The sequence below is a fragment of the Sphingomonas sp. Leaf257 genome (genome assembly GCF_001422185.1).
GTDB lineage: Bacteria > Pseudomonadota > Alphaproteobacteria > Sphingomonadales > Sphingomonadaceae > Sphingomonas > Sphingomonas yabuuchiae.
This window is the reverse complement of sequence record NZ_LMMH01000036.1, coordinates 118,708-140,278: the sequence shown is the minus strand read 5'-3', so window position 1 is coordinate 140,278 and position 21,571 is coordinate 118,708. Positions and strand designations below refer to the sequence as shown.

Here is a 21,571-nt window from a genome sequence, read left to right as displayed (position 1 = left end):
CTGGAAGAAGGGGAAAGGGTCAGCGGTGCAGGGCGAATTCGATCGGCACCTCGACGGTGACCGGATCGCCGGGAACGGCGTCCTCGACCGCGGGCAAGGGCGCGGCACGGCGCACCGTGGTCCGCGCTTCCATGTCGAGCAGCGGGTAGCCGCTTCCATGGACCAGTTCGACGGCGATCACCTCGCCCGAGCGGTGCAGGGTGATGGCGATACGAACGACGCCCTGTTGCCGCGCGGCCTCTGCCTGGCGCGGATAGCGACGATAGCGTTTGAGATGGCCGAGCAGCCGTGCACGCCAGTCCGCCGCTGCTGCGGCCTTCGCCGAAGCGGCCGGGGCGGTCGTCCCAGGGCTTTCGATCGGCTTCGTGCCGGATTGCGGCAAGGGAGGGAACGCAACCGCATCCGCCGGCTGAGCCAGCGGCGCGGCGGAGGGCTGTCCGACCGATGACGGGTCGGCGATCACGGGCACCGTGGGAACCGTGGGGGATGTCGGTGCCGCCGCCGGAAGGGATGGCCTGTAAACGGGAAGCGGCGGCGCAGGCGGAGGCGCCGCTCGATCGAGCGCAGGCTGATTGAGCGGGATCGCCTCCGCGACGAACACCGCCATCGGCTCGGCGTCGGCTACCTGGGTCGGCGGCGCGATCACCCGGATGCTGAGCAACATGATCCCCAGCAGTCCGGTCGCCACCATCGCCCCGGTTCCGAACGCCCGCGCCTGCACCGGCTGGCGATAGCCGGTGGGCCCGACCTCAGAAGGCATGTTCCAACCTGATGCTCGCGGCGGTGCGATGAAAGGAATAGAGCCAGTCGACATTGCTCTTCACCCGATTGTGCTGGAGAAGGATGTTAGGCGTCAGCCCGGCGAGACGCAGCGTCGGCAGGCGGAGGACGGCGGTCAGGTTCGCCTCGCGGTCGTGGCGGACGGCGTCCAGCAATTCGCTATAGGCCGCGTAATCGCGCTGCCGCACCGAGCCGATCAGCGTGAGTTCGGCCCAGTCGGCAAAGCCGTGCACCACCCCCAGTCGCGCCCCGACATGGCGATAGGCATTGGCGCGTTTCTCAGCCTGCTTGTCGCCCGCCTCGACACCGGCGAACAGCGTCCAGCCGCGTGGGCGTGACCACCAGCCGGTCAGGGACGCCTCGGTCAGCGCACCGTCGAGATCGTCGAAGCTCCGCCGATAATTGAAGACCCGGCGCACTACATCCAGACGCAACGCGGTGCTGGGTGACGGGGTCAGCATTGCCTCGGCACGCAAGCCCGGTGCAGTGGACAGCACCCGGTTGCCGAAGCTGGACAGATCGAAGGTCGGCGACAGGGTCAGGCTGCGCCGCGCGGTTTGATGGTCGTAACCGATCTGCGCGCTGAGTGTGGCCTGGTTGTAATCGCCATGCGCCGGCCAGGTGTCGCCATAGACGAAGGCCCGGGCCAACAGCCCGCCCTGCCCCTTCAGGGCGATCCGGCGGCTGATGCTCCCCTCGACATTGAGGCCGACGGAGGCGATCGCCGGTGGCAAGGTGCGGTCGATCAGGCAGGTGCCATCCACGCCGACCAGCAGGCAGGTCTGGCTGGCGGAGGTCTGGTTGAGGTTACTGCTATATCCCGGCCCCGCCGCGATCATGCCCTGCCAGCCACCCCGTCTGTCGAGCGCGTCGAGGAAGGTGTCGACCGTCCGGCGGACCCCGGCGGCCTGCTCGCCCTGCCCTGCCAATTGGTCGCGGATCGCGCGGAACAGGTGGTGGGCCTCCCGGTCCTTGCGGTTCTCGAACAGCACGCGGCCGAGTTCCAGCTGCCCCGGCAGGAAGTCGGGCTGGATCGCCAGCAGGGCGCGGTACTGCCGTTCGGCCTCGGCCAGCCGCCCGTCGCTGCGCGCGAGGCCGCCGCGTGCCCAGGCGACCAGCATCGGATCATGGCGAGCCAGCGCCAGATATGGTGGTAGAAAGCGACGGACATCCGCCCAGTTCTTGCGCGCCACCGAAAGGTACAGCGCCCGGCCCAGATCGTCCGGGTTATGGCCGACTGAATAGACCTGTCCGTCGATGGTGATACGATCCGGCGGCTCAGGCCCCTCGATCGCCTCGCGTTCCGAAAGCGTGGTCCGGCGATCGATACCGGGGTCGAGGCGCAGGCGGTTATCCTCGCTACGCGCACTCTGGCCGGAAGCGGGCGCGGCCATCCACAGCATGGCTAGCGTCAGGAGACAGGTGGAGACAGCGTGGCGCATCGGATCGGCACGAAGCCGGGGCTCCCGCAAGGGAGAGACAGGAGCCCCAGCCCTTCGCGTCAGTTCTTCGTGCCGCCGAAGGCGGTGTCGTGCTGACGCGCACCGTCGAACTTGACGGTCCCGGCCAGCGCCGCGGCACTGGCGCCGAAGAAGCGACCGCTCACCGCGCCGCCCGACGCGACGGTGGCACCCGACTGGGTGGCGACGGCATTACCGCCCGCGAATGCGGCCCCGTTGATCCGTGCCGTGCCGATATTGACGCCCGCCCCGGTCGAGGCGTTGGACAGGCTGCCACGCAGCGTCCCCGTCGATCCGGACGCAAAATTGGCGGTCAGCGTGCCGGTCAATACGCCCTTGTTGGCATAGTCGCTGATGCCCTTGACCGAATAGGTCGCGGTGCCGCTGGTCGGAACGGTCGTGCCGCTGGTGTTTCCGACATAATAGACGGTGTGATCGCCCGCCGTGGCGTTGCCCGTCTGCGACCATTCGCCGAACCACAGATCCGCAGACCCGACGCGGGCGAAGCGGAAGTCACCATAGCTACTGTGATCAGCGGTATCGCTGGTCGCCATGTTCAGATGGCGCACCCCATTCAGGTCGGGCGCGGCGTAAAGGCTGAGCCCTTGGAAATCGACGCGGCGTCCGTTGGTCCCCGGCACGGCGATCCCGGCCCGCCCCGCCACGTGGGGGCCGCCCTGCACGTCACTCTCGCCCACGGTCACCTTGCTGGTGTCACTGGAACCACCGGCGAACTGGGCCTGCGCCGTACCGGCGGTCAGGACCGTGGCGAGGCCGGCGAGAACAATGGTCTTCATTATGATGGAGGTCATGATATTACTCCTGCGGTTGTGCGCCCGATCGCGTCGGGCGCATCGATCCGGCCCCGCCGTGACTGTCCGGTTTTCAGGAAGGACATGCGCGGCGGGGTCGAATAGCGGGATCGTCAGAAGCGGCCCGTCAGGCTCAGCCGGACGGTGCGCCCCGGGGCGGGCATCATCGAACGGGTCAACGGGTCCGCATAATAACGATCGTTGAGGTTGGTCCCGACCAGCTCGGCCGAAAAGCGGTCGTTCAGCCGGTATCGGACATAGGCGTCGGCCGTGATGATCTCGCCCCAACTGAACGGCACGTTGAGCGAATAGACGTCGAGCTGCTGCTCGCGCGGGAGGTCGGCGATCTTCTGGAACAGCGGATTGTCGTAGCGGCTGTAATAGGTCAGCCGTCCGCCGACCTCGAGCCGCTTGTCGAAGAAGCGCCCGCCGATCGTCCAGTTGACCGTCTCTTCGGGCGTCGCCTGGGTCAGCAGGAAGCCGTCCGGGAAGCCATATTTGACGCATTCGGGAATGCTGCCGTTCTTGCGGTCGGCCAGCGCGGCAGCACTTTCGTCACAGACCCGGTTTGTCGTCATGAAGGCCGCACCGAGCTGGGTATAGAAGCCGCCGGTATCGATCCGCGCCTCCGCCTCGATCCCGGCGATCGTCTGTTCCTGGATATTGCTGAATTGCAGTTGGGTGGACCGCTCGACCACATCGGTGATGTGGCTGCGATAGAAGGTCAGCTTGACGTCGGCGCGCTGGTCCTCGCGGTTCAGCCGCAACAAACTGTGCAAATCGCGGACCAGCCCGACCTCGTAGAGCTTGGCGTGTTCGGGCCGCAGTGGCGCCGCTGGGTTGAACGACGCCGAAAAACCCAGCGTGCTTTCGAACATGCTTGGGAAGCGCCACGTCTCGATATAGCGGGCATAGGCGCGAGTATGTTCGTCGGCATAGACGGTGGCCGACAGGCTCGGGGCCCAGTGATGGGCGGAACGACGCGGCGCGGTCACGGGTACGGTATCCGTGATACTTTGCAGGACGCAGGAGCCGGTATTGCCCGGAATCGTATTGATCGTCCCGTTCACGCAGGGATTGTCCGCCCGCCGGTAACGCCCCTGGGCATCAGGGACCCAGGCCGGACCAGCTTGATCGAACGAGATCGAGTAAGGATTTGCCAGATAGTCCGGCAAATCCATTGCGATAAATTCCTCGACGTCCGCAGTGGGCAAGCCTGCGAACAAGCTCTGCGTATAGAATCGCCTGAAGAACGCCTCCCCAATGCCCCTGACCTGGAATGAGGACGTATAGCCCTTGTAAAGGGTCGTCTTCAGGTTCGCATTGCCCTTGGCGATCTGGCTGCGGGTGAAATCATCCACCGCCCAATATCCGGCATAGCTCAGGCCGGCGTTCAGCTTCAGGAAGCTGGCGGGCCGCCACTCGCCGTCCAGCCGGACCAGGAACTCCTCACGCCGCCCGGCGCGCGGGAATTGCCGCCAGCCCTGGAACCTCGCGGAGTCGTAGATGTCCTGCGACGCCAGCTTTTCATGCTGCCAGTTGCCGCTCAGCGTCAGGTCGAGCTTCGTGCCGAGACGCAGGGTGTTGCTGGCGTTGAAGCCATAGCGATCGTTCATCGCATTGGCGCGAGCATTGTCGATGATGATCGGATCGGCGAAAGTCGCGAAATTGGGCATCCCACCGGAATTATAGGTATCGCTCCTTGTGTCGGTGGCCCAGAGATTGGCCTTCAGGTCGATCCAGCGGCTGTCCGGCTGCCACTTATATTCGGCATTATAGGCGCGGGCATGGACCTTGCTCAGCGGCCATTGGACATTGCCCGTGTCGATCGGGATGCGCGACGGCATGATCTCGCCATAGCGGGTGACGCTGTCGCGCAGACTGACCAGCAGATACTGGTCGTCGGCGATGTGCCAGGTGGCTTTCAGCAGCACCGACTCCAGATCGCTGGAGGTGTTGGGCACTTCGTTGCCGGGCGCGAAGCCCAGCGCCATCCGGCGGATACGGTTGAGGTTCCGGGACGGCAGGCTCGACTGCTCGTAATAGTCCGCCCCGGTCGTGCCGGCGAAATAATTGCCCCGCTCGCGAAAGGCATAGGCCGCGAAGAGGTCCAGCCCCTCGATCCGCACCGCGCCGGCCACGCGCACGGCGCGGTCGCCGAACGACAGGAAATGATTATCCGATCCGGTCCGCGGCACGACCCGCAGATAGGGATCGTTCAGCGCGAAGCTGGGCGACGTCCGGGGAAAGCCGGGCACGGTGCGATAGTCGCGCCCCGTCAACAGCGTCGGCAGGCGCGGATCCGTCGAGTTGTTGCCACCCTCCAGCCGCAGGTCGAGGCCGAAGATGCGCCCGGGCTGCAGCACGTCGTCGGCGTCCAGCGTGTTGATGACGACCGTGCCGCCGGTCGAACTGCGGATATTGCCCTTGTCGGTCGGCCCGCGCAGCACCTGGAGGCCCGAGATCAGATTGGGGTCGACATAGGCCCGGTTGCTGGCGCCATTATATCCGCGCCAGACGGTCAGCGCCTGTTCGGTGCCGTCGATCATCACGGGCACGCGCCCCGGTCCCTGAATGCCGCGAATGCTGGGATCGAGCGCGCCGCTGTTGCGCGCATCGCCGCTCAGGACGTTGACCATGCCGGTCAACAGGTCCGACGTCGTGACGCCCTTGTAGCGTTCGATCTCCGCACGGTCCTTGTATCCGCTGGAATAATCGGCGTCGAAGACCGTGTCATAGCCACGCTGGGCGCGTGTCTCGGCCACGTTGCGCGGGGCGGCATCGCCTTCCACCTGCAAGGCGTCGGTGACAAGCGGTTCCTGCCGTGCTCCGCCTGCCGCGTGCACGGGCGCCTGCTGTACCGTCAGTACGCCGTCCGCAATGCGCCAGTCGAGGCCGCTCCCCGCTAGCAACCGGTCGAGCGCCCGCGCCCGGTCCATCCGCCCCGTCACCCCGGGTGAGCGCTTTCCCGCCAACAGCGTCGCGTCGACGCCCAGTTGGAGATGGGCCTGCTGCGCGAATTGCACCAGCGCGTCGCCCAGCGGCTGCGCCGCGATGCTGACGCTGACACTTGCCTGCTGGGCCTGTGCCGCTAGCGGCGCCATCAGCGCCGCCAGTGACGAAGCCGCCAGCGATATCGCCAACCCCATGCGTTTGCACCGGTTTTTGTGCCCCCGAAATTTTGGATACCCGTTCGTCACGTCGTCCCCCATTGGTAAGAACATGATAATCGCTATTGCGCATCATTCTCATTCAATGAGTAGACGAACGTTTCACAGGATTTTTCGGCTTTTTTCTCGAATGGGGGAAAGGCCGCTCAATCGGCGGTGACGATGGTGATCCAGGGCGTGATATGTCTTACCGTCGCGCCATGCGCCCGGCGGATGGCCACCAAAGCCCGGTCGGACCGACGGAGGTCGTAAACGCCCGTGACACGGCGCGCCATGCCGCTCCCCCGCGCCAGGAGCAACCCGCGATGCCACGGACGCAGCGCCGCCACCACCTCGCCCAAGGGGCGCTTCGCCACGACGAGTTGGCCTTGGGTCCAACTCGCTATTGCCGATGGTCGAGCGGACGATTTCCAGACACGGTTGGTCGTGCAGTCCAGATTCGCTACGTCGCCCGGTTGCATGTCGATCGGGTCGATCGAACCATGCTCGCAAGACGCCCGCACTCGTCCTTCCCGCACCGCAATGTGCGCGCCACCGTCATCGCGTCGAACCTCGAAGGCGGTGCCCAGGTCGGTCACCACCGCATCGCCCACCCGAACCTGGAACGGATGAGCGGCATCGTGCCGGACTTGGAAAAAGCCGGTGCCACGCAAAACCCTGACCTGCCGCGCGCCATCGAGCACGATCGCACTGTCGGGGGCCAGCGTCATGCGACTGCCATCGGCCAGACGGATGCTCCGTACCTCGCCGGTCCCCGTCGAGAGATCGGCCTGCACGATCGGCAGCATGACCTGCCCCGCGAAGATCACCGCGACGCAGGCCGCCATCGCGACCGTTAGTGTCCTTCTCCACCGGCTCGGCGCATCGGGGGATGACGCGGGGGCGGCCTCATATGCCTGACGGAGCACATCGGCGACATGATCCAGATCGCGCCAGGCCGCGTCGCACGCCGCCGCCTGCCGCCACTGCCAGAAGCGTGCGCGCACGTCGGCATCGTCGGGACGATCCTGCAACAGGATCATCCAGTCCAACGCCTCGCGCCGACAATGCTCGTCCGCGATCATACTGTCCCCACCTCGGCGCTCATGGAGACATGACGAACGACGCGGCCCCTTTTTCGGTTCGTCGGTCAATGCCGCTTCGGCTCCAGGCATTTGCGGCACCGCTCCACACCTTGTGTCACCAGCCCATGAGCGGTGGTGACCGACACGCCCAACTCGGCGGCAATCTCCCGCAGCGGAGCGCCGGATACCCGATGAAGCTCGACCGCGCGACGCATGCGGGATGGCATCTGGGCCAATGCGGCCGTCACCAGCGCCAGCTCCTGCCGCGCTATCAGCACCCGCTCGACACCCACGGCCTCGCCGTCCGGCATATCGGGATCGTCGTCGTGGGCCGGCGTTGTCACTTGCTCGCGCCGCCGCCTTTGTCGATATTCGTCCAACGCCAGGTTACGTACAACCCGGCTGACATAGCCGACGGGGGCGTCGATGCTCGTTCCTGCGGCTCCCTGCGACAGGCGAATCCAAGCCTCCTGCACGATATCTTCCGCCAATGCCGTATCGCCGGTCAGCCGCACCGCCTCAGCGATCAGTCGACGACGCTGACCGGTGAACAGCGCCAGAATACGCCCGGGTCGGTCCATCATCCGCGCCGCATATGGATCATCGGTGCGGCACGAACCGCGCTGATGTCACGATCTGCGATCAGCACATCCAGCTTCAAGGACGGAAATCCATCTGTTTCGGCGTATGGCGATGCACACCTCCGGAGGGTGGGCTGAGACCGGCATGAGACGCCCCGATCGTTCTTCGCAGTCCGCTCAATCATAATCGCCGCAGCCTGATCGATCTCCTGCCCCATCATAACGACGCCCATACAGAACATGCTATTGCGAGTCGACAGCATTTACCTTGATGACCTGACGTCTTCCCTGTTTTTTCATCCACGCTGAATGAGAGTTTTCCGGCCCTGTGAAGCCTGCGGGCAAGGAGCTGGGACATGAAGAAGTCGAGGTACACGGAAGAGCAGATCGCCTTTGCGCTGAAGCAGGCGGAGACGGGCACGCCGGTGGCGGAGGTCATCCGCCCTATGGGCGTATCGGAGCAGACCATCTATCGCTGGAAGAAGGTGTATGGCGGGCTGAGCGTCGGCGAGCTGCGTCGCGACCGGATCGATCCGCCCTGCGTGCTCGACCAACGGATCAACGCCCAGGGCTTCAGCAACTATGTCGAGCACTGCCTCCTGCCGCCATAATCGCCTGACCTGCACGCGATCGTACAGGTCTTCGCCAACCTGAAGCAGCCGATGCGAAATGCCGCAGAACGATCCCATGAGACAACATGGCGCCGCGACGGATTGCTTCTCGATAGCTTCTCCCCCGACGAGTGGCGCAACTATATCGGCGATGCCGGATCCGCGTCAGCGGATGTCATCAGGCTCCAAATATGCCCGCCGCCTTGCATGGCCCGGTCACCACATGACGGTGCGAGCACGACGATGACGAAGCCGAGCGACCGACACCGTAGAGATTTTTCGGAAGGCTGCGTCCAGTCCGATATCCGACCGCCTGGACACGCTCGTGCGCGGGGCTTCAGAAGCGAGCACGCACGGAGCCGATCACTGTTCGCGGCGCGCCGGGATAGTTTTCGAGGCGTTGCACCGCGGACTCGATGAAGTAACGGTCGGTCAGGTTGCGGCCGGTGACCGACAGTTCCAGCCCGGTGCGCGGGATCGTATAGCTGACCGTCGCGTCGAACGTCGTGTAGCCGTCGACGAAGAAGCTGTTGTCGAGATCACCGCTGCGCCGTCCGACGCGCGTCACGCCACCCGCCATCGTCAGTCCTTCTACGGCTCCGCCAAGGACGTAGCTGCTCCATAGCCGCGCCGACCAGCGTGGAACGTTGGTGAGTCGATTGCCCACCGCGAAGGTCTCATCCTTGCTGATCGTCGCGTCGAGGTGGCTGGCGTTGGCGATCACCTGCCACCGCCGCGTTAAATGGCCTGCGATGTCGAGTTCGGCCCCGCGGACATGCTGCTCACCGGTCTGGATGGAAAAGCCGGGATTGCCGGGGTCGGCGGTCGCGACATTGCGCTTGCGGATGTCGAAGACACTGACGGTGGCGGTCAGCCGGTCACCGGCGGGATCGAACTTGACCCCGGCCTCCCATTGCCGACCCCGTTCGGGATCGAGGTAGCTGCCGTCCACCCGCTGACCGGTCTGCGGCTGGAAGCTCTGCCCGAACCCGCCGAACAGCGACACCGCGGCGACAGGCTGAAGCACGATGCCGGTGCGGAACGTCGTCGCGCCGCTGTCGCGATCGGCGCGCGCCGATGCGTGCCGATCGGTTTGGCGATCGCGAACCTCGTCGTGGCGGACGCTGCCGAGCAGCTTGAGCCAGTTCGTCACCGTCACCTGATCCTGCACATAGGCGCCGTAAAGATCGGAGCGGCGCAGGAAGCTGGCATTGGGCGATACGCGGGGCGGCGTGGCCGTATAGAGAGGCGCGAGGATGTCGATCGCAGCGATGTTCGCCCGGTCGTTGACGAAGTCGAGCGTAGCGCGGCTATAGTTGACCCCGGCCAGCACCGTGTGGCCGATGCCGGCGGTGGCGAAGCGCGCCAGTGCCTCGCCGCGGATATCGGTGGTATCCAGTTGCTCGGTACGTACCGTCGCGCGCCGGGTCAGCGTGCGTCCGTTGCTGGCGAGCGCGCGATTGTCGATCGCGTAATCGTCGTCTACGGTCGCCTCGACGTAACGCGCATTGAGCCGCAGCGTCAGCCACTCGGCCGCGTCATGCGCGATGTCGAGCGACGCGCGCGAGCGATGCGCCGCCGTGCGCGACCAGGGTTCGGCCAAGAACCGGTCTCTTGGCAACGTGATGCGATTGTCCGCACCCACGACCAGGCCACGCTCGAACGGCCCGCGCTGGCTGGCATGGTCGAGGTCAAGGTTGATGATGGTCGCCCTCGCTGGCGACCAACGAGTGGAAGCCGCGATGAACTGGCGGGTCGAGTCCACCGTTTCGGCCCCGCGAAATCCTTCCAGCGTCTGCGCCGCGCCAGTGAACCGCACCGCCAGCGTGTCGGCAACCGGCCCGCTCGCCGTCGCCGATACCCGTGCGAAGTCGAAGCTGCCGCCCTGGATCTCCATTTCGGCGGTAGGGCGATCGGTCGGTCGCCGGGTCGAGATGTTGATGACGCCGCCGGGATCGCCTTGGCCGTACATGACCGAGGCGGGGCCTTTCAGGACCTCGACCGACTGCACATTGGCGAGATCGAGAAACACTTCCGACCGATCCGACACGCGGTTGAGCAGCACGCCGTCGATCGCGTATCGCGGCGTCGCAAAGCCCCGCACCTGGAAGATCTCACCGCGGTTGCCCGCCGTGGTGGTCGGCTGCACGCTGGAGACGTTGCTCAATACGTCGGTGAGGCGGATGCTGTTCTGATCCTCGATCACGCTGCGCGTCACGATCTGGATCGATTGCGGTATGTCCCTGACCGGCGTGGCGGTGCGCGTGGCCGCATCGGTCTCGTCATCGGTGTAGGCCGATCGTTCACCGGTGACGACGATGTCCTTTCGCTCTCGTTCGGGTTCGACCGTGCTGGCCAGCACGGGCGAGGAAACAAGCAGACATGGCGATGCCACGCCGGCGAGCCAGCGGATCATGAGGTGCTCCCTGAGGTTACCCCCCTACGGGGCGCTATTTGATACTGATATCCGTTATCAATAGGATATCTTTAATGCAATCGCTTGCGTGCTTGTCGTGCATCTGCCGAAAGGCTGCGTCAGTGCTCCACCGCACCGGCGGTTTACCCCGGCGTCACCGGAACCCTGTCCGCAGTCAACGCGTCCGAGCCCACGGATGCAGAGGCTCGGGTTGGATGCGACGCTGCCGTCACCGCCGCGGCGTGGAGCAAGACCGAACGATGTTCATGAGCAGCCTCTCAAGCGGTTCTCGCGGCGCATAGCCGCTATGGTTGGGCTGAAGGCTTCGTTCTCGGCAGTATGGGGTTCTGAGAACCCTTTTTCTTTTCCGATATTCGATCCTGACGGGAATGACTCGGCCGTCTGCGCCGCCGTCAAATCTGGGACCGTGGACCGACACGTCTCGTTCTTGAAGCGGGTACTGTACGTCGGTGCGCTGTACGCGGGGCATCCGCGCTGGTCCGCTCGATCAGGGAGCCGTTCCGAGGACCTGACGAAGGCCGCCACTTTGGGTGCCCGACTGAAATCTAGATCGGAACCGCACGCTGCGCGAACAACGATGTCGAAAATGGCTGTTTGCCGTTCCAACGACGAGAGCGGCCGGTGCTTCGCTTCCAGCAGATGACGAGCCTGCAGATCGCACCAAGAATGCCGGCGATCCCGGCCGCGGAGCGCACAAAGATTCGTGCCAGTCTCCTATATTATTGCGGGCTCGGGTGCGGCCCAGACGCTGTCACGCGGCCCCGCCACGGATCGTCGCCGGGCGGCGCGCGCCATGATGGCGAAACCGCTCGTGCCGAGGATTGCGACCAGGTCGACCAGCCGGCTCGCACCGGCATGGCTCCAGCCTTGGGCCAGCAAAGGCGACAATAATGTAGTGAGCGGGATGGCCGCAGTCGCCGCGGCAGCAAGCCACAGCAATTCCGATCCGCTGCGCGCCGCGCCGTGGACCAGCGCCCAGATGACGGCTGCGACGAACGACAGATAGTAGATGCGGCTATGCCATGCGGCTAGATTACCCTCGTTGGCGGGAAGCCATTTGGTGGCAGCGATCGTCAGCGAGATGCCGGCGATACAGCCGAGCGGCACGCCTACCGTTAGGCTCCCGAGGATGCGGGTGGCGCGGGTCTGTGCCACCGCGCCGGACATGCGCTCTTTGCGGCGACGGCTTTCGATCCAGAGCAGATTGCCCGAGTAGAACAGGAAGGCGCCGGCAAGACCGAGCAGAAAATAGGACCAGCGCACGGGCGCACCACCAAAGCTGCCGAAATGCAGCGTGAAGAAGGATGTAACCGCCGCGAACCACGCCCCCTGGCCCAGGCCAGCAGATTGGCGAGCGTGAGCCAGGCCCATGCCCGCGCGCTGCTGCGGAACAGGAAACAGAGGCCAAGGATCGCGCACCAGATCGGCGACGCCAGCCACATCGCAAGCTGTCGCTGCGCGCTGAAGACATCATCGTCGGTCGCGCTCAGGGCCGCGAAGGTGCAGGTCAGCGCCATGGTCAGGGTGAAGCCGAGGATGGTTGCGGCGGCGGCCTTGCCGAACCAGTCGCGACTGGTGAGCGGCGGGCGGCTCATCGCGCCACCCCCTGCCGGAACCGCCACCAGCGGACGATGGCGGGCATAATGCTCCACACCAGCATTGCGCCCGTCGCCCAAGTGAAGACGGCGGTCGCCGGTCCCTCTATGGTCAGCAGCAGGACCAGCGCGGTCAGCAGGAGTAGCGCTCCGGCCATCCGATACGGGCGGCTGTCGGCACCGGGACGGACCAGCGCCTGATGCGGGGTGCTGGCATAGACACTCAATGCCCCGCCGATCGTCGCAAACGCCGCGCACTACGCCACGATCATCGTTCCGCTTCCGAGAAGGCGAACCGGATCGCCGGCGCCATTGCCGCCAGCATGGTCGTTCCATGGGACTGGCCGGGCAGTGGCAGGAAACGCGCCCGAGCGGCGTCCGCATCCCGATCGAGCAACCGGATCAATTCGACCGGGGCGACGGAGGCCCCCTCGCCTTCGGCGATCAATATAGGTGGCGCTCCCTTGGCCGTCGCGACCTCATGCGCGATCAGACCATCGCCGAACCAGAGCGAAGGGCTGACCGCGACGACGCCACCGAACATCGTCGGTCTCGTCAATGCCGCATGGAGAGCGAGCAAACCGCCGAAACTGTGCCCGAGCAACGTCTCGCGCGAGCGATCGACCCGCCAGCGCTGGCGGACCAGCGGCTGTACCTGCCGCTCCACGAGATCGAGAAACGCTTCGGCCCCGCCGGTCGTCATGCCGCTGGCAGGCCGGTTCGCGGGGATCGTCCAGCCCGGCGTGGCGGGCGTATAGTCGCGGGTGCGGCGCGGCAGAGGCCCCGCCGCGATCCCGACGACGATGCCCTCGGAGATGCCCGTCCGCGCGCCGGCGCGCGCCAGCCGACGGGCGGTGAGCGCCGCGATCGCGAAATTGTCTTCGCCGTCGAGTACATACAGGACCGGGTAGCCAGCGGGCGGTGGAGGTCCCTCCGGCCAGGCGATCATGACCCGATAAGCGTCGCCGTTCTTGGCATGGACGATCTGCTCGACGCTGTTCGACAGCGTGTAGGGCGTCACCGCGAGAGGCTCGTTCGTGACCAGCGCGCCGGGCGCCGCCAAAGCGAGCATGACCGCCGCGACCATGCTCACCACCGGTATTGCAGCCGCAGGTTCAGCGTCCGTCCCGATCCATAGAAACAGGCCGCAGGCGACGAGCACAGCGCGACATAGCGATGGTTGGTCAGGTTGCGAGCATTGACCGACAGGATGATGCCGCTGGCAAAGGCCTTGCGCAGGAACAGGTCATACAAAGTGTAGCTGGGCACGCGATACGCATTGGCGGTGTCGCCGTACGAAACACCGACATAGCGAACCCCGCCGCCCAGTCCGACGCCGCCCAGCGGCCCGTCCTCGGCAAAGCGATAATCGGCGAACAGCGAGCCCATCCACGCGGGCACCTGCGCCAGCCGGTTGCCCTGCTGGCCGGGCGCGCCGCGCGTGATCTCGCTATCCATATAGGTGCCGGTCGCGATCATGCTGAGCCCGCCTATCAGCGTCGCCTTGCCCTCCAGCTCGATCCCCCGGATTCGGCCCTGTCCGGTCTGGACCTGGCACGTCGTGCCCGCGCAGACATGGCTTTCGTCGGGGTCCGGGCTGGCGAGATTGTTCTGGGTGAGCTGATAGAGCGCGGCGGTGAGCAGCGCGTTGCTGCCGCGCGGCTGATATTTGACGCCGACCTCATATTGCTCGCCGGTCGTCGGCTTGAATGGGGTGCCGTCGAAATACTGGCCGGTGGTCGGCATGAACGAGGTGGAATAGCTCGCATAGGGCGCGATGCCGCCCGGCGAGACCCAGGTTGCGCCCGCCCGCCACGTCAGTTTGTCCGCCTTGGTCAGCGTCACCGGATCGGTGGTGCCGGTCGCCAGCTCGTTGACCTGATGGTTCTTCGCCCAGTCGTAGCGTGCACCCAGCGTGACATGGAGCTGGCCCAGCGTGATCTGGTCCTGGCCATAGGCCCCGACCTGCTCCAGCCGTGAATTCAGATGGACTTGCGGCGCAAGCGTCTGAAGCACCCTGCCGATGCCCTGCGACACGGGGTTGAAGATGTCGGGCATCGGCGGAACGTTGGTCGACAGGTCGCGCAGGTGCCGCCATTCGGTATCGAGCATGTCGACGCCGACCAGCACGCGGTGCTCCAGCGCACCGGTCTCGAGCCGGCCTTCGATCTGCGTATCCAGGCCATAGCCATCGGAATGGCCGATGCCCTGCACCGCGCGCCGGTTGATCGTCTGACCATTGGCCAGCGTCCCCCCGCGCAGCATGGTCCCCTGGAACAGCGTCTCCACACGGGTATAGCGGCCATTCTGTCGCAGCTCGAACCGATCGGAAAAGGCATGGCGCAACTCGTATCCGACCAGATACTGGTTGCGGTCATAGGTGTTGAATTGCGGCTCGCCCAGGAACGCGTCGAGGCGGATATGGCGGCCGCCTGCGCCCGGTTGCTGCGATCCGACATAGGGCAGGAACTGGAAGGTCGATCCGCCCTCGTCGCGCTGATACTGACCCATGAGCGTGATGCTGGTGGCGGCATCGGGCACCCAGGAGAGGCTGGGCGCGATGTAGTAGCGCCCGGTCTTGATCGCATCGATCTGGGCATCGCCATAGCGCGCGAGGCCGACGAGCCGCGCTCGGATCGTGCCGTCGGCGGTGATCGGCCCCGACACGTCCGCCGCGCCCTGATATTGCCATTTGCCGAGGTCGGTGAACCCTGCCCCCTGAAGCATGATCTCTCCACGCGGTTTCGCGGTCGGGCGCTTCGTCACCAGATTGACGATGCCGCCGGGCGCCACCTGCCCGAACAGCACCGCAGATGGGCCTTTGAGCACCTCGATCTGCTGGAGCGCAAAGGGATCGAAGGCGGTTCGCGTCCATTGCCCGCCGGCAGGAAGGCGGATGCCGTCAAGGAACAGATTGTCGCTGAAGCTGCCCGCCGAGAAGCCCCGCACCGAGAAGCTGTCGGCGCGGCTATCGATTCCGTCCTGCTCGGCTTGGACACCGGCGGTATAGGCGAGTGCCTCGGTGACGCTGTGCACTGCCCGCACGTCGAGTTCCTCGCGCGTGATGACCGAGATGGATTGCGGAACCTCGATCAGCCGGGTGGTGGTCTTCGTGCCCGACGTCGCCTGGGTCTGTCCCGTCGCAGTCACGACGATATCCGTATCGCGCAGCGCGTCGCCATTCTTATCCTGCGCCGCAACCGGCGCAGCCGCCGACGACAGCAGCAGCCCGACACCCCAATATATCTTCATAGGTCTCCCGCCCCTTACACCCGCCGTCCCCGACGACGCATTTCCTGAAAGGTTTGAGGGGCGTCTACTGGCCTTAGATAATGCGAGTCAATCGCACTTGGTAAGTGACTGTGATGATGGGAGGTCTGATAGGTGTCAGCTTTGCCGAACCGATGCGGCCGCCGTCGTTTGGCAGCTACCGTGCGTCCGCTTCGTACCGGAAGCCGTCCTCCGCCGCAGAGGGCACGAATGATGGCTTCCCCGCGTCGCTGGCGCAGCTGATAAGCTGGCTGGGTAGCGGAGCGAGGCGCTGCGAAGCTCGCTTGGAAAAACAGCCCCAGCGTGGCGTATTGGTGGGCATGCAGTTGTCCTGCATTTCGGGCAGTGCAGTTGCCAGCCCCCCGCAGCGATGGGATGCCCTCGCTGCGGGGAACGGGCGGGCCGGGTGGAGATCACCGTCCGCTCGAGGCGCTTAAGTGCAGGAATCCGCTGGCCGTCCGTCTCTTGCCCGCCGGAGGAACATCTTATCCGATGGCGGCGCGCCGATAACGGTGGTCGTCCAGGCTGGCGATGTTCGTCGCGGTTCGTCCTCCGTGATGGGCGATCGAGAAGCGCGCCATTTGCCGGGAGAGTTCGTCGGCCTCCCCCGCCAGGCTGCGGACCGCTGCCGTCGCCTGTTCGACCATGGCGGCATTTTGCTGCGTCACCATGTCCATCTGGCCGACCGCGATGTTGACCTGTTGAAGCCCGCTGCTCTGGTTTTCCGCAGAGACGGCGATGTCGTTGACCAGATGGTTGATCTCCGTGATGCGCGTCACGATACGCGCCAGCGCCTGGCCCGTTTCGTTGACCAGCCCGACACCCGCATCGACCTGTTCGGCGGAGACCGAGATGCGCGCCTTCACGTCCTTGGCCGCATCGGCCGACCTTTGCGCCAGCGCACGAACCTCCGAGGCGACGACGGCAAAGCCCTTTCCGGCATCGCCCGCACGCGCCGCCTCGACCCCGGCGTTGAGCGCCAGCAAATTGGTCTGGAACGCGATGCCGTCGATGACCGAGATGATGTCGGAGATTTCGGTCGAGGCGCGCTCGATCCCGTTCATCGCCGCCACCGCATCCTCCATGATCCGACCGGAATGCTGGACCTCGTCCTTGGCCTGGCCGACCATCTGGCGAGCCAGCCCCGCCTGCTCGGCCGTCTTGCGTACGGTGGTCGTGATCTCGGCCATCGCGGCGGCGGTTTCTTCCAGGCTGGCCGCCTGTTGCTCGGTCCGTTGCGACAGGTCGTCCGAGGCCTGCCGGATGTCCGAGGTGCCGTCGATGATGCCCCCGGTCGAGGCGGAAACCTGGGCCATGGCGGCTTGAAGCGCGTCCGCCGCCCGATTGAAGTCGCGCTTGATCGCGGCGAAGGGGCCGTCGAGATCGCTATCCAGCCGGGACAGCAGATCGCCCTCCGCCAATTTGGACAGGGCCGCCCCCACGCTGTCGACGATGAGGCGGGCCTGCGCGTTCTTGGCCTCGTCCGCCGCGAGCAAGCGCCCGCGCAGATTGCCGAGCGCGGCCGCCAGTTGCCCGACCTCGTCGCGTCGGTCGGCATCGGCATCGATCGACGTCACGGCCATGTTCCCGCTCGCCAATGCCGTCAGGCCATCGGTGACGGCGTTCACCGGCCGGGCGATCTGCCGGACCAGCAGGATGAGGATGGCGACGGCCAGCAACAGGCTGATCAGCATTCCCCCGAAGATGGCGCGGGAAATCATGACGAAGGCCGCCTCTTGCGACGCCTGCCTTTCGGCCAGCAAACGGTTTTCCGTGGCGATCACGGCCCCCGTCTGTGCACGCAGCCGGTCCATCAGCGCCTTGCCCAGTCCCTTCGCCGCGCTGACGCGCGCTTCAGCCTGTGTCGCGGGCACGGCCATCAATGCGATATTGGGCCGCGCCACCTCGTCACGCCAGCGATTGGCCAGCGCACCGATATCGGTCAGGCGAAGCTGCTGCCCCGGATTGTCGCCGGTCAATTGACGGGCTTCCTTCATGGCGCGGTCGAAATCCAACGCGCCCTGGTCATAGGGCGCCAGAAAATCCCGGTTGGCCGTCAATAGATAGCCGCGAAGCCCCGTTTCCTGATTGATCATCGCCTCGACGAGCTTGTTGGAGGCCATGATGACCTTGTACGTATGCTCATTGATATTCGTCGTTTCGCGAACCTGATTTTTTTTGGTGTATATGACGAAGTTCGTCGTCAAGCTTAGCGCCAGAATAATTCCCAAACACAGGGCAAGCTTTCTTACCATCGTGAGGTTATCAAAAAAGCGCATAAGATCACGTTCCGATGATATTAGCCTCCTGCCATACGCGGGCATTTGGCGATGAGCCGACTAAAGGTCGCAACTCCGGATCTGCAACACCGATGACGCCAAGCCGATCATATATGGCATTTCCACAGTCACGACAGGCGGCCTGATAGGAAGCGCCCCTTAAAAACCGGTATACAGCCTTCAAATATATCGAAAATTTAAACAACTAATATTTTCGACGGACAGTTGTTTTCAAGGAACCATCTGCGACGTCATGCATTATCGGGCGTTTTTCAAAATTACTTCGCTGCTCGACGCGATACGACGGGTCCTACACTCATCGCAATTGTACTAATCACAAATACTATTGCCGGATCGTCCAGCCGCCCGTGGCGGACGACCGGAAACTACCGCCCCCGCATATCGTCCTGATAGACGGCCAGCGTTCTGGCCAGCGCGGCCTGGTCGCACATCACGCGCTCGACATTCTGCTTCAGCTCGTTCCCAAGCGCCTGCGTGGTCGGCAGGGCGTGAGGCAGCGTTTCCCCCAAGGCGTGGAGCACCTTGAAGGCGCGAATGGCCACTTCCTCTTCCCCCGCGCCCTCGCGTATGATCGGCGCGAAACCGGCCCGGATCAATTCGTCCACGGAGGGACGCGGCACATGGACCGGCGGTAACTCTTCATCCGATGGCGAGGCCTGCGCTGGAAGTTCGCTCAGGGTTCTGAGCAGCGCATTCAACACCTCGATGGCGGTACCCGGATCATTGGTGGCGGGTGCCAGCGCCCGTCCGGCGATCTCGCCCAATGCGATCTGCCCCAGTCGAGGATCATGATCGAAATCGCGATGCCGCTCGATCACGAAGGCGCGTGACAATTCGTCGTCGAGTTCGGCGTGCCCCCCGACCGCTCGGAGGAGCGGGCGCCCCTTGTGCACCAGCGTGCCGGGAATCACCTCCACATGCACGATGATGTCGTGATCCCGTGCCAGGTCGGCGAGGTGCCCGATATCGACATGCGTCACATAGCCGATGCTCGGCGAGGTCACTGATCGGGCATTCGCGGGGATCGGTACAGGCGGTCGCCCGCCTTGATGGGGATCTTTTGCAAACGTCACGATCGCGGATCGCGCCGCATCCTCGACCCGGTCGATCACGTCCGACATCCGCCCGAAGGCGGCGAGATGGGCGATCCAGCGCAAGAGGGTTACGACCACCAGCGCCACGAGCAGGACCGTGGAGATCAGGAGCAGCACACGCCCCTGCCCGCCATAAAGCCGCGTCTGAAGGCCGATGATGCCAACGACGGAAAAGATGAAGGCGCCCAGGAATGTCGACAGCGCATTTTGCGACATGCGATCCGAGATCAGCAATTGCGTCGCGCGCGGCGTCGCCAGCTGCGTCGCGGACGAATAGGCGCTGACCATCGCCGTCAGGGAAAAGGTGGTCACGGCCAGCATCGACGAGGCGATGATCTGCAGAACCGTACCGACGGCGTTTTGACCGATATCGCCGGTAAAATGATAAGGCAGCGCTCGTGCGACAATGCCTGCGAACGCGGCGACCACCACGCTGGCCAAGCTGATAAGGGCCGCACGAAACCATATTTTCCGGGCGATACGACGGAGCAGCCATGCGATACGGGCCTTGGAGATCATCGGGGTCCTTCACTTCCTTTCGCCGCCGGTGCGATCCTGGTTGACGATGATCGCCATCCCCCCGCCATGGGTTCCCGCAGCGGCGGACGCGATCAAAGGCCGACAGCGAACCGTCGGGTATCCGGCAGCTAATACGCAAGGCGCGGATGTTCGGCTCACCGGCCTTCGTTCGATCGGCGGTTTTTCCCCGGTCACGCCCGACGCGTTTCTCTTGAAATCGGCGACGGCTTTATCGTTGCATCGCGCCGACAAACCGATGCAAGGCTTATGGATCAGATAGTTACAGGGGGCGGCGATGGTGAAGGCTTGGGGTTGGCTGCTGGGTGCCGCGATGATGACGATCGGGGTTCCTGCCCTGGCCGAAGACGAACCCCGTTTCTGCCCCACCCGCCCGAACCTCGGCGGATCGAGTTGCACGACCGAGCCGGGGCGGGTGCATTTCGAGATATCGGCGCTGGACTGGCAGCGGGACGACCAGGCCGATCAGCGCGAAGACCGTATCGTCACCGCCGACATCCTGACCCGCGTGGGTATCGGCAAGAACACCGAGCTTCAACTCGACTGGGTCGGCTATGGCCGGGACCGGACGCGCGACAAGACCACGGCGCTGGTCGACACCGCGACGGGCACCGGCGATGTGACCTTCGCCATCCGCCAGCATTTGGCCGGGCAAAAGGGAAAGCCTTTCTCGGCGGGCGTACAGGCCTTCGTCACCGCGCCGACGGGGCGCTATCCGATCGGTGCGGGAAGCTGGTCGACGGGGATCATCATCCCGGTCCAATATGAGCTGACGGAAAAGCTGGCGATCGCCGTGACGGGGGAAGCCGATGCGGCGGCGAACCAATCCGGCCATGGGCGCCATTTGGCCTATAACGAGATCACCGGCCTGCGCTACAAATTCACCGACGCGGTTACGGCTACGGCCGAAATGTCGCTGGAGCGCGACGACGAACCCGATCAGCATGAGACGATGGCCCTGGCCGCCCTGTCGGCGGCGTGGCGGCCGACCAAAGTGCTTCAGTTCGACATCTTGGCGGCAACGGGCCTCAACGCGGCCGCGCCCCATCTGCGTCTCGTCACGGGCGGCGCCATTCTCTTCTGACCCTCTCGTCGCCCCCGTCCCATCTTCTGAATGCGTGCGATCCGTTGGAGCCGGACGGCGGCGCAGTCATGGCCGATATCGATGCGTTTGCCCGATCGCGAAGGTCGTGCGTTCACCCCGCTCCGAAACGCCGAAGAAGGACAGGATAATGGATTCAGCCGCCCAGACCCGCCGACGCGAGATCGCGACCGAGCACCTGCTGTTCAAGACGATGGAATATGTCGAGGCCCGGCATCCCGGCCTGCTCGATTTTCTTGAGGCCAGCCTCGATCACCTGGGCGATCCTTCGGACGGGCCGGACAAGGACGACGCGGCGGTTCGCGAGATCGCCCGGCGCATGATCACCGGCGCGCGGCGCGAAGGCGCCTGAGCCACCGGCATGGCCCTGCACTTCGTGGGCTTTCGCGGCGACGAATATGCCCGCGCGGTGCGGGTCTTCGGCCAGCCGGACTTCATCCATATCGGTTGGGACCGCTGGGCGAAATTGGAGATACAGCCCGACGACATGGCGGTGTTTGCAACGGGAACGGCAGAGGACGAACCCTCCCTCTACAGCTTTCCCGACATCCGGGAGGTGTAAGGTCCGACACCGGTCGGGCTTTGGAGCGGAACCTGACAGAGTCGTCGCGCGCGGTCGTCCAGTCGATGCGGCCTCGCTTCATATTCCAAGTTAACGATCAGGGGCACGGGAGGACTCGACATGCCCCTCCCGTTCATCATGACATTCCACCGGAAATCGCCCTTGCCGTCGGTTCGGAATGTACCGGTCGCCGCCC

General features: G+C 64.9%; 16 protein-coding genes and 1 pseudogene. 4 read left to right on the top strand and 13 right to left on the bottom strand.

Features of this window, described 5'->3' with window-relative positions; all coding sequences use genetic code 11:
• Positions 1-19: 19 nt before the first annotated feature.
• The 6 genes from ASF14_RS19535 to ASF14_RS19510 form a co-directional block, all read right to left on the bottom strand.
• The gene (locus tag ASF14_RS19535) at positions 20-760 is read right to left on the bottom strand and encodes an energy transducer TonB (protein ID WP_056439294.1); all 741 of its coding nucleotides are present in this window, start codon (positions 758-760) and stop codon (positions 20-22) included.
• On the bottom strand, positions 750-2,222 hold the full coding sequence (locus ASF14_RS19530; RefSeq protein ID WP_056439291.1) for a surface lipoprotein assembly modifier: 1,473 nt from the start codon (positions 2,220-2,222) through the stop codon (positions 750-752). The genes ASF14_RS19535 and ASF14_RS19530 overlap by 11 nt, the downstream gene beginning before the upstream one ends.
• 59 nt (positions 2,223-2,281) lie before the next feature.
• Positions 2,282-3,052 carry a Slam-dependent surface lipoprotein gene (locus ASF14_RS19525; protein WP_236697157.1) on the bottom strand — a complete coding sequence of 257 codons (771 nt, stop codon included), beginning with the start codon at positions 3,050-3,052 and terminating at the stop codon, positions 2,282-2,284.
• A gap of 113 nt (positions 3,053-3,165) precedes the next feature.
• Complete coding sequence (locus tag ASF14_RS19520) at positions 3,166-6,201, bottom strand: TonB-dependent receptor (protein ID WP_056439285.1); 3,036 nt, start codon at positions 6,199-6,201, stop codon at positions 3,166-3,168.
• Positions 6,202-6,368: 167 nt separating this feature from the next.
• The gene (locus ASF14_RS19515; RefSeq protein WP_236697156.1) at positions 6,369-7,286 is read right to left on the bottom strand and encodes a FecR family protein; all 918 of its coding nucleotides are present in this window, start codon (positions 7,284-7,286) and stop codon (positions 6,369-6,371) included.
• 65 nt (positions 7,287-7,351) lie between these two features.
• The gene (locus tag ASF14_RS19510; protein WP_056439281.1) at positions 7,352-7,870 is read right to left on the bottom strand and encodes a sigma-70 family RNA polymerase sigma factor; all 519 of its coding nucleotides are present in this window, start codon (positions 7,868-7,870) and stop codon (positions 7,352-7,354) included.
• 353 nt (positions 7,871-8,223) lie between these two features.
• Between ASF14_RS19510 and ASF14_RS19500 the strand changes: the two are divergent.
• Positions 8,224-8,394 (top strand): annotated as a pseudogene (locus ASF14_RS19500) (transposase); the annotation flags it as partial.
• 421 nt (positions 8,395-8,815) lie between these two features.
• Here ASF14_RS19500 and ASF14_RS19495 read toward each other — a convergent pair.
• The 7 genes from ASF14_RS19495 to ASF14_RS19465 all read right to left on the bottom strand — a co-directional run bounded on the left by ASF14_RS19495 (position 8,816) and on the right by ASF14_RS19465 (position 19,693).
• The gene (locus tag ASF14_RS19495; RefSeq protein WP_082442361.1) at positions 8,816-10,894 is read right to left on the bottom strand and encodes a TonB-dependent siderophore receptor; all 2,079 of its coding nucleotides are present in this window, start codon (positions 10,892-10,894) and stop codon (positions 8,816-8,818) included.
• Between the two features lie 735 nt (positions 10,895-11,629).
• A complete protein-coding gene (locus ASF14_RS19490) occupies positions 11,630-12,355 on the bottom strand; it encodes a PepSY domain-containing protein (protein ID WP_056439271.1) in 726 nt (241 codons plus the stop codon).
• Positions 12,356-12,506: 151 nt separating this feature from the next.
• Positions 12,507-12,737: a hypothetical protein gene (locus tag ASF14_RS19485; protein WP_056439268.1), complete on the bottom strand. Its 231-nt coding sequence runs from the start codon at positions 12,735-12,737 to the stop codon at positions 12,507-12,509.
• Positions 12,738-12,778: 41 nt separating this feature from the next.
• Positions 12,779-13,597 (bottom strand): alpha/beta hydrolase, encoded by an 819-nt coding sequence (locus ASF14_RS19480; protein WP_156361325.1) that lies wholly within the window; start codon positions 13,595-13,597, stop codon positions 12,779-12,781.
• A 2-nt stretch (positions 13,598-13,599) separates the two neighbouring features.
• The gene (locus ASF14_RS19475) at positions 13,600-15,762 is read right to left on the bottom strand and encodes a TonB-dependent siderophore receptor (RefSeq protein WP_056439262.1); all 2,163 of its coding nucleotides are present in this window, start codon (positions 15,760-15,762) and stop codon (positions 13,600-13,602) included.
• A gap of 503 nt (positions 15,763-16,265) precedes the next feature.
• A complete protein-coding gene (locus ASF14_RS19470; RefSeq protein WP_156361324.1) occupies positions 16,266-18,035 on the bottom strand; it encodes a methyl-accepting chemotaxis protein in 1,770 nt (589 codons plus the stop codon).
• Between the two features lie 410 nt (positions 18,036-18,445).
• Positions 18,446-19,693, bottom strand: coding sequence for a DUF2254 domain-containing protein (locus ASF14_RS19465; protein ID WP_082442359.1), 1,248 nt, complete (start codon positions 19,691-19,693; stop codon positions 18,446-18,448).
• A 295-nt stretch (positions 19,694-19,988) separates the two neighbouring features.
• Here ASF14_RS19465 and ASF14_RS19460 point away from each other — a divergent pair, with 295 nt between their 5' ends.
• The 3 genes from ASF14_RS19460 to ASF14_RS19450 all read left to right on the top strand — a co-directional run bounded on the left by ASF14_RS19460 (position 19,989) and on the right by ASF14_RS19450 (position 21,375).
• Complete coding sequence (locus tag ASF14_RS19460; RefSeq protein WP_056439256.1) at positions 19,989-20,795, top strand: transporter; 807 nt, start codon at positions 19,989-19,991, stop codon at positions 20,793-20,795.
• 148 nt (positions 20,796-20,943) lie between these two features.
• Positions 20,944-21,165, top strand: a complete 222-nt coding sequence (locus tag ASF14_RS19455) for a hypothetical protein (protein ID WP_056439254.1) — start codon at positions 20,944-20,946, stop codon at positions 21,163-21,165.
• A gap of 9 nt (positions 21,166-21,174) precedes the next feature.
• Positions 21,175-21,375, top strand: coding sequence for a hypothetical protein (locus ASF14_RS19450; protein ID WP_056439252.1), 201 nt, complete (start codon positions 21,175-21,177; stop codon positions 21,373-21,375).
• Positions 21,376-21,571: the final 196 nt, after the last annotated feature.

Bases quoted from the DNA above. Each gene is read 5' to 3' on its own strand.
- ASF14_RS19530 (WP_056439291.1), bottom strand. From the start codon at position 2,222: ATGCGCCACGCTGTCTCCACCTGTCTCCTGACGCTAGCCATGCTGTGG.
- ASF14_RS19535 (WP_056439294.1), bottom strand. From the start codon at position 760: ATGCCTTCTGAGGTCGGGCCCACCGGCTATCGCCAGCCGGTGCAGGCG.
- ASF14_RS19460 (WP_056439256.1), top strand. From the start codon at position 19,989: ATGGTGAAGGCTTGGGGTTGGCTGCTGGGTGCCGCGATGATGACGATC.
- ASF14_RS19455 (WP_056439254.1), top strand. From the start codon at position 20,944: ATGGATTCAGCCGCCCAGACCCGCCGACGCGAGATCGCGACCGAGCAC.
- ASF14_RS19520 (WP_056439285.1), bottom strand. From the start codon at position 6,201: ATGGGGTTGGCGATATCGCTGGCGGCTTCGTCACTGGCGGCGCTGATG.
- ASF14_RS19470 (WP_156361324.1), bottom strand. From the start codon at position 18,035: ATGGTAAGAAAGCTTGCCCTGTGTTTGGGAATTATTCTGGCGCTAAGC.
- ASF14_RS19480 (WP_156361325.1), bottom strand. From the start codon at position 13,597: ATGGTCGCGGCGGTCATGCTCGCTTTGGCGGCGCCCGGCGCGCTGGTC.
- ASF14_RS19510 (WP_056439281.1), bottom strand. From the start codon at position 7,870: ATGATGGACCGACCCGGGCGTATTCTGGCGCTGTTCACCGGTCAGCGT.
- ASF14_RS19525 (WP_236697157.1), bottom strand. From the start codon at position 3,052: ATGACCTCCATCATAATGAAGACCATTGTTCTCGCCGGCCTCGCCACG.
- ASF14_RS19475 (WP_056439262.1), bottom strand. From the start codon at position 15,762: ATGAAGATATATTGGGGTGTCGGGCTGCTGCTGTCGTCGGCGGCTGCG.
- ASF14_RS19465 (WP_082442359.1), bottom strand. From the start codon at position 19,693: ATGATCTCCAAGGCCCGTATCGCATGGCTGCTCCGTCGTATCGCCCGG.
- ASF14_RS19450 (WP_056439252.1), top strand. From the start codon at position 21,175: ATGGCCCTGCACTTCGTGGGCTTTCGCGGCGACGAATATGCCCGCGCG.
- ASF14_RS19515 (WP_236697156.1), bottom strand. From the start codon at position 7,286: ATGATCGCGGACGAGCATTGTCGGCGCGAGGCGTTGGACTGGATGATC.
- ASF14_RS19495 (WP_082442361.1), bottom strand. From the start codon at position 10,894: ATGATCCGCTGGCTCGCCGGCGTGGCATCGCCATGTCTGCTTGTTTCC.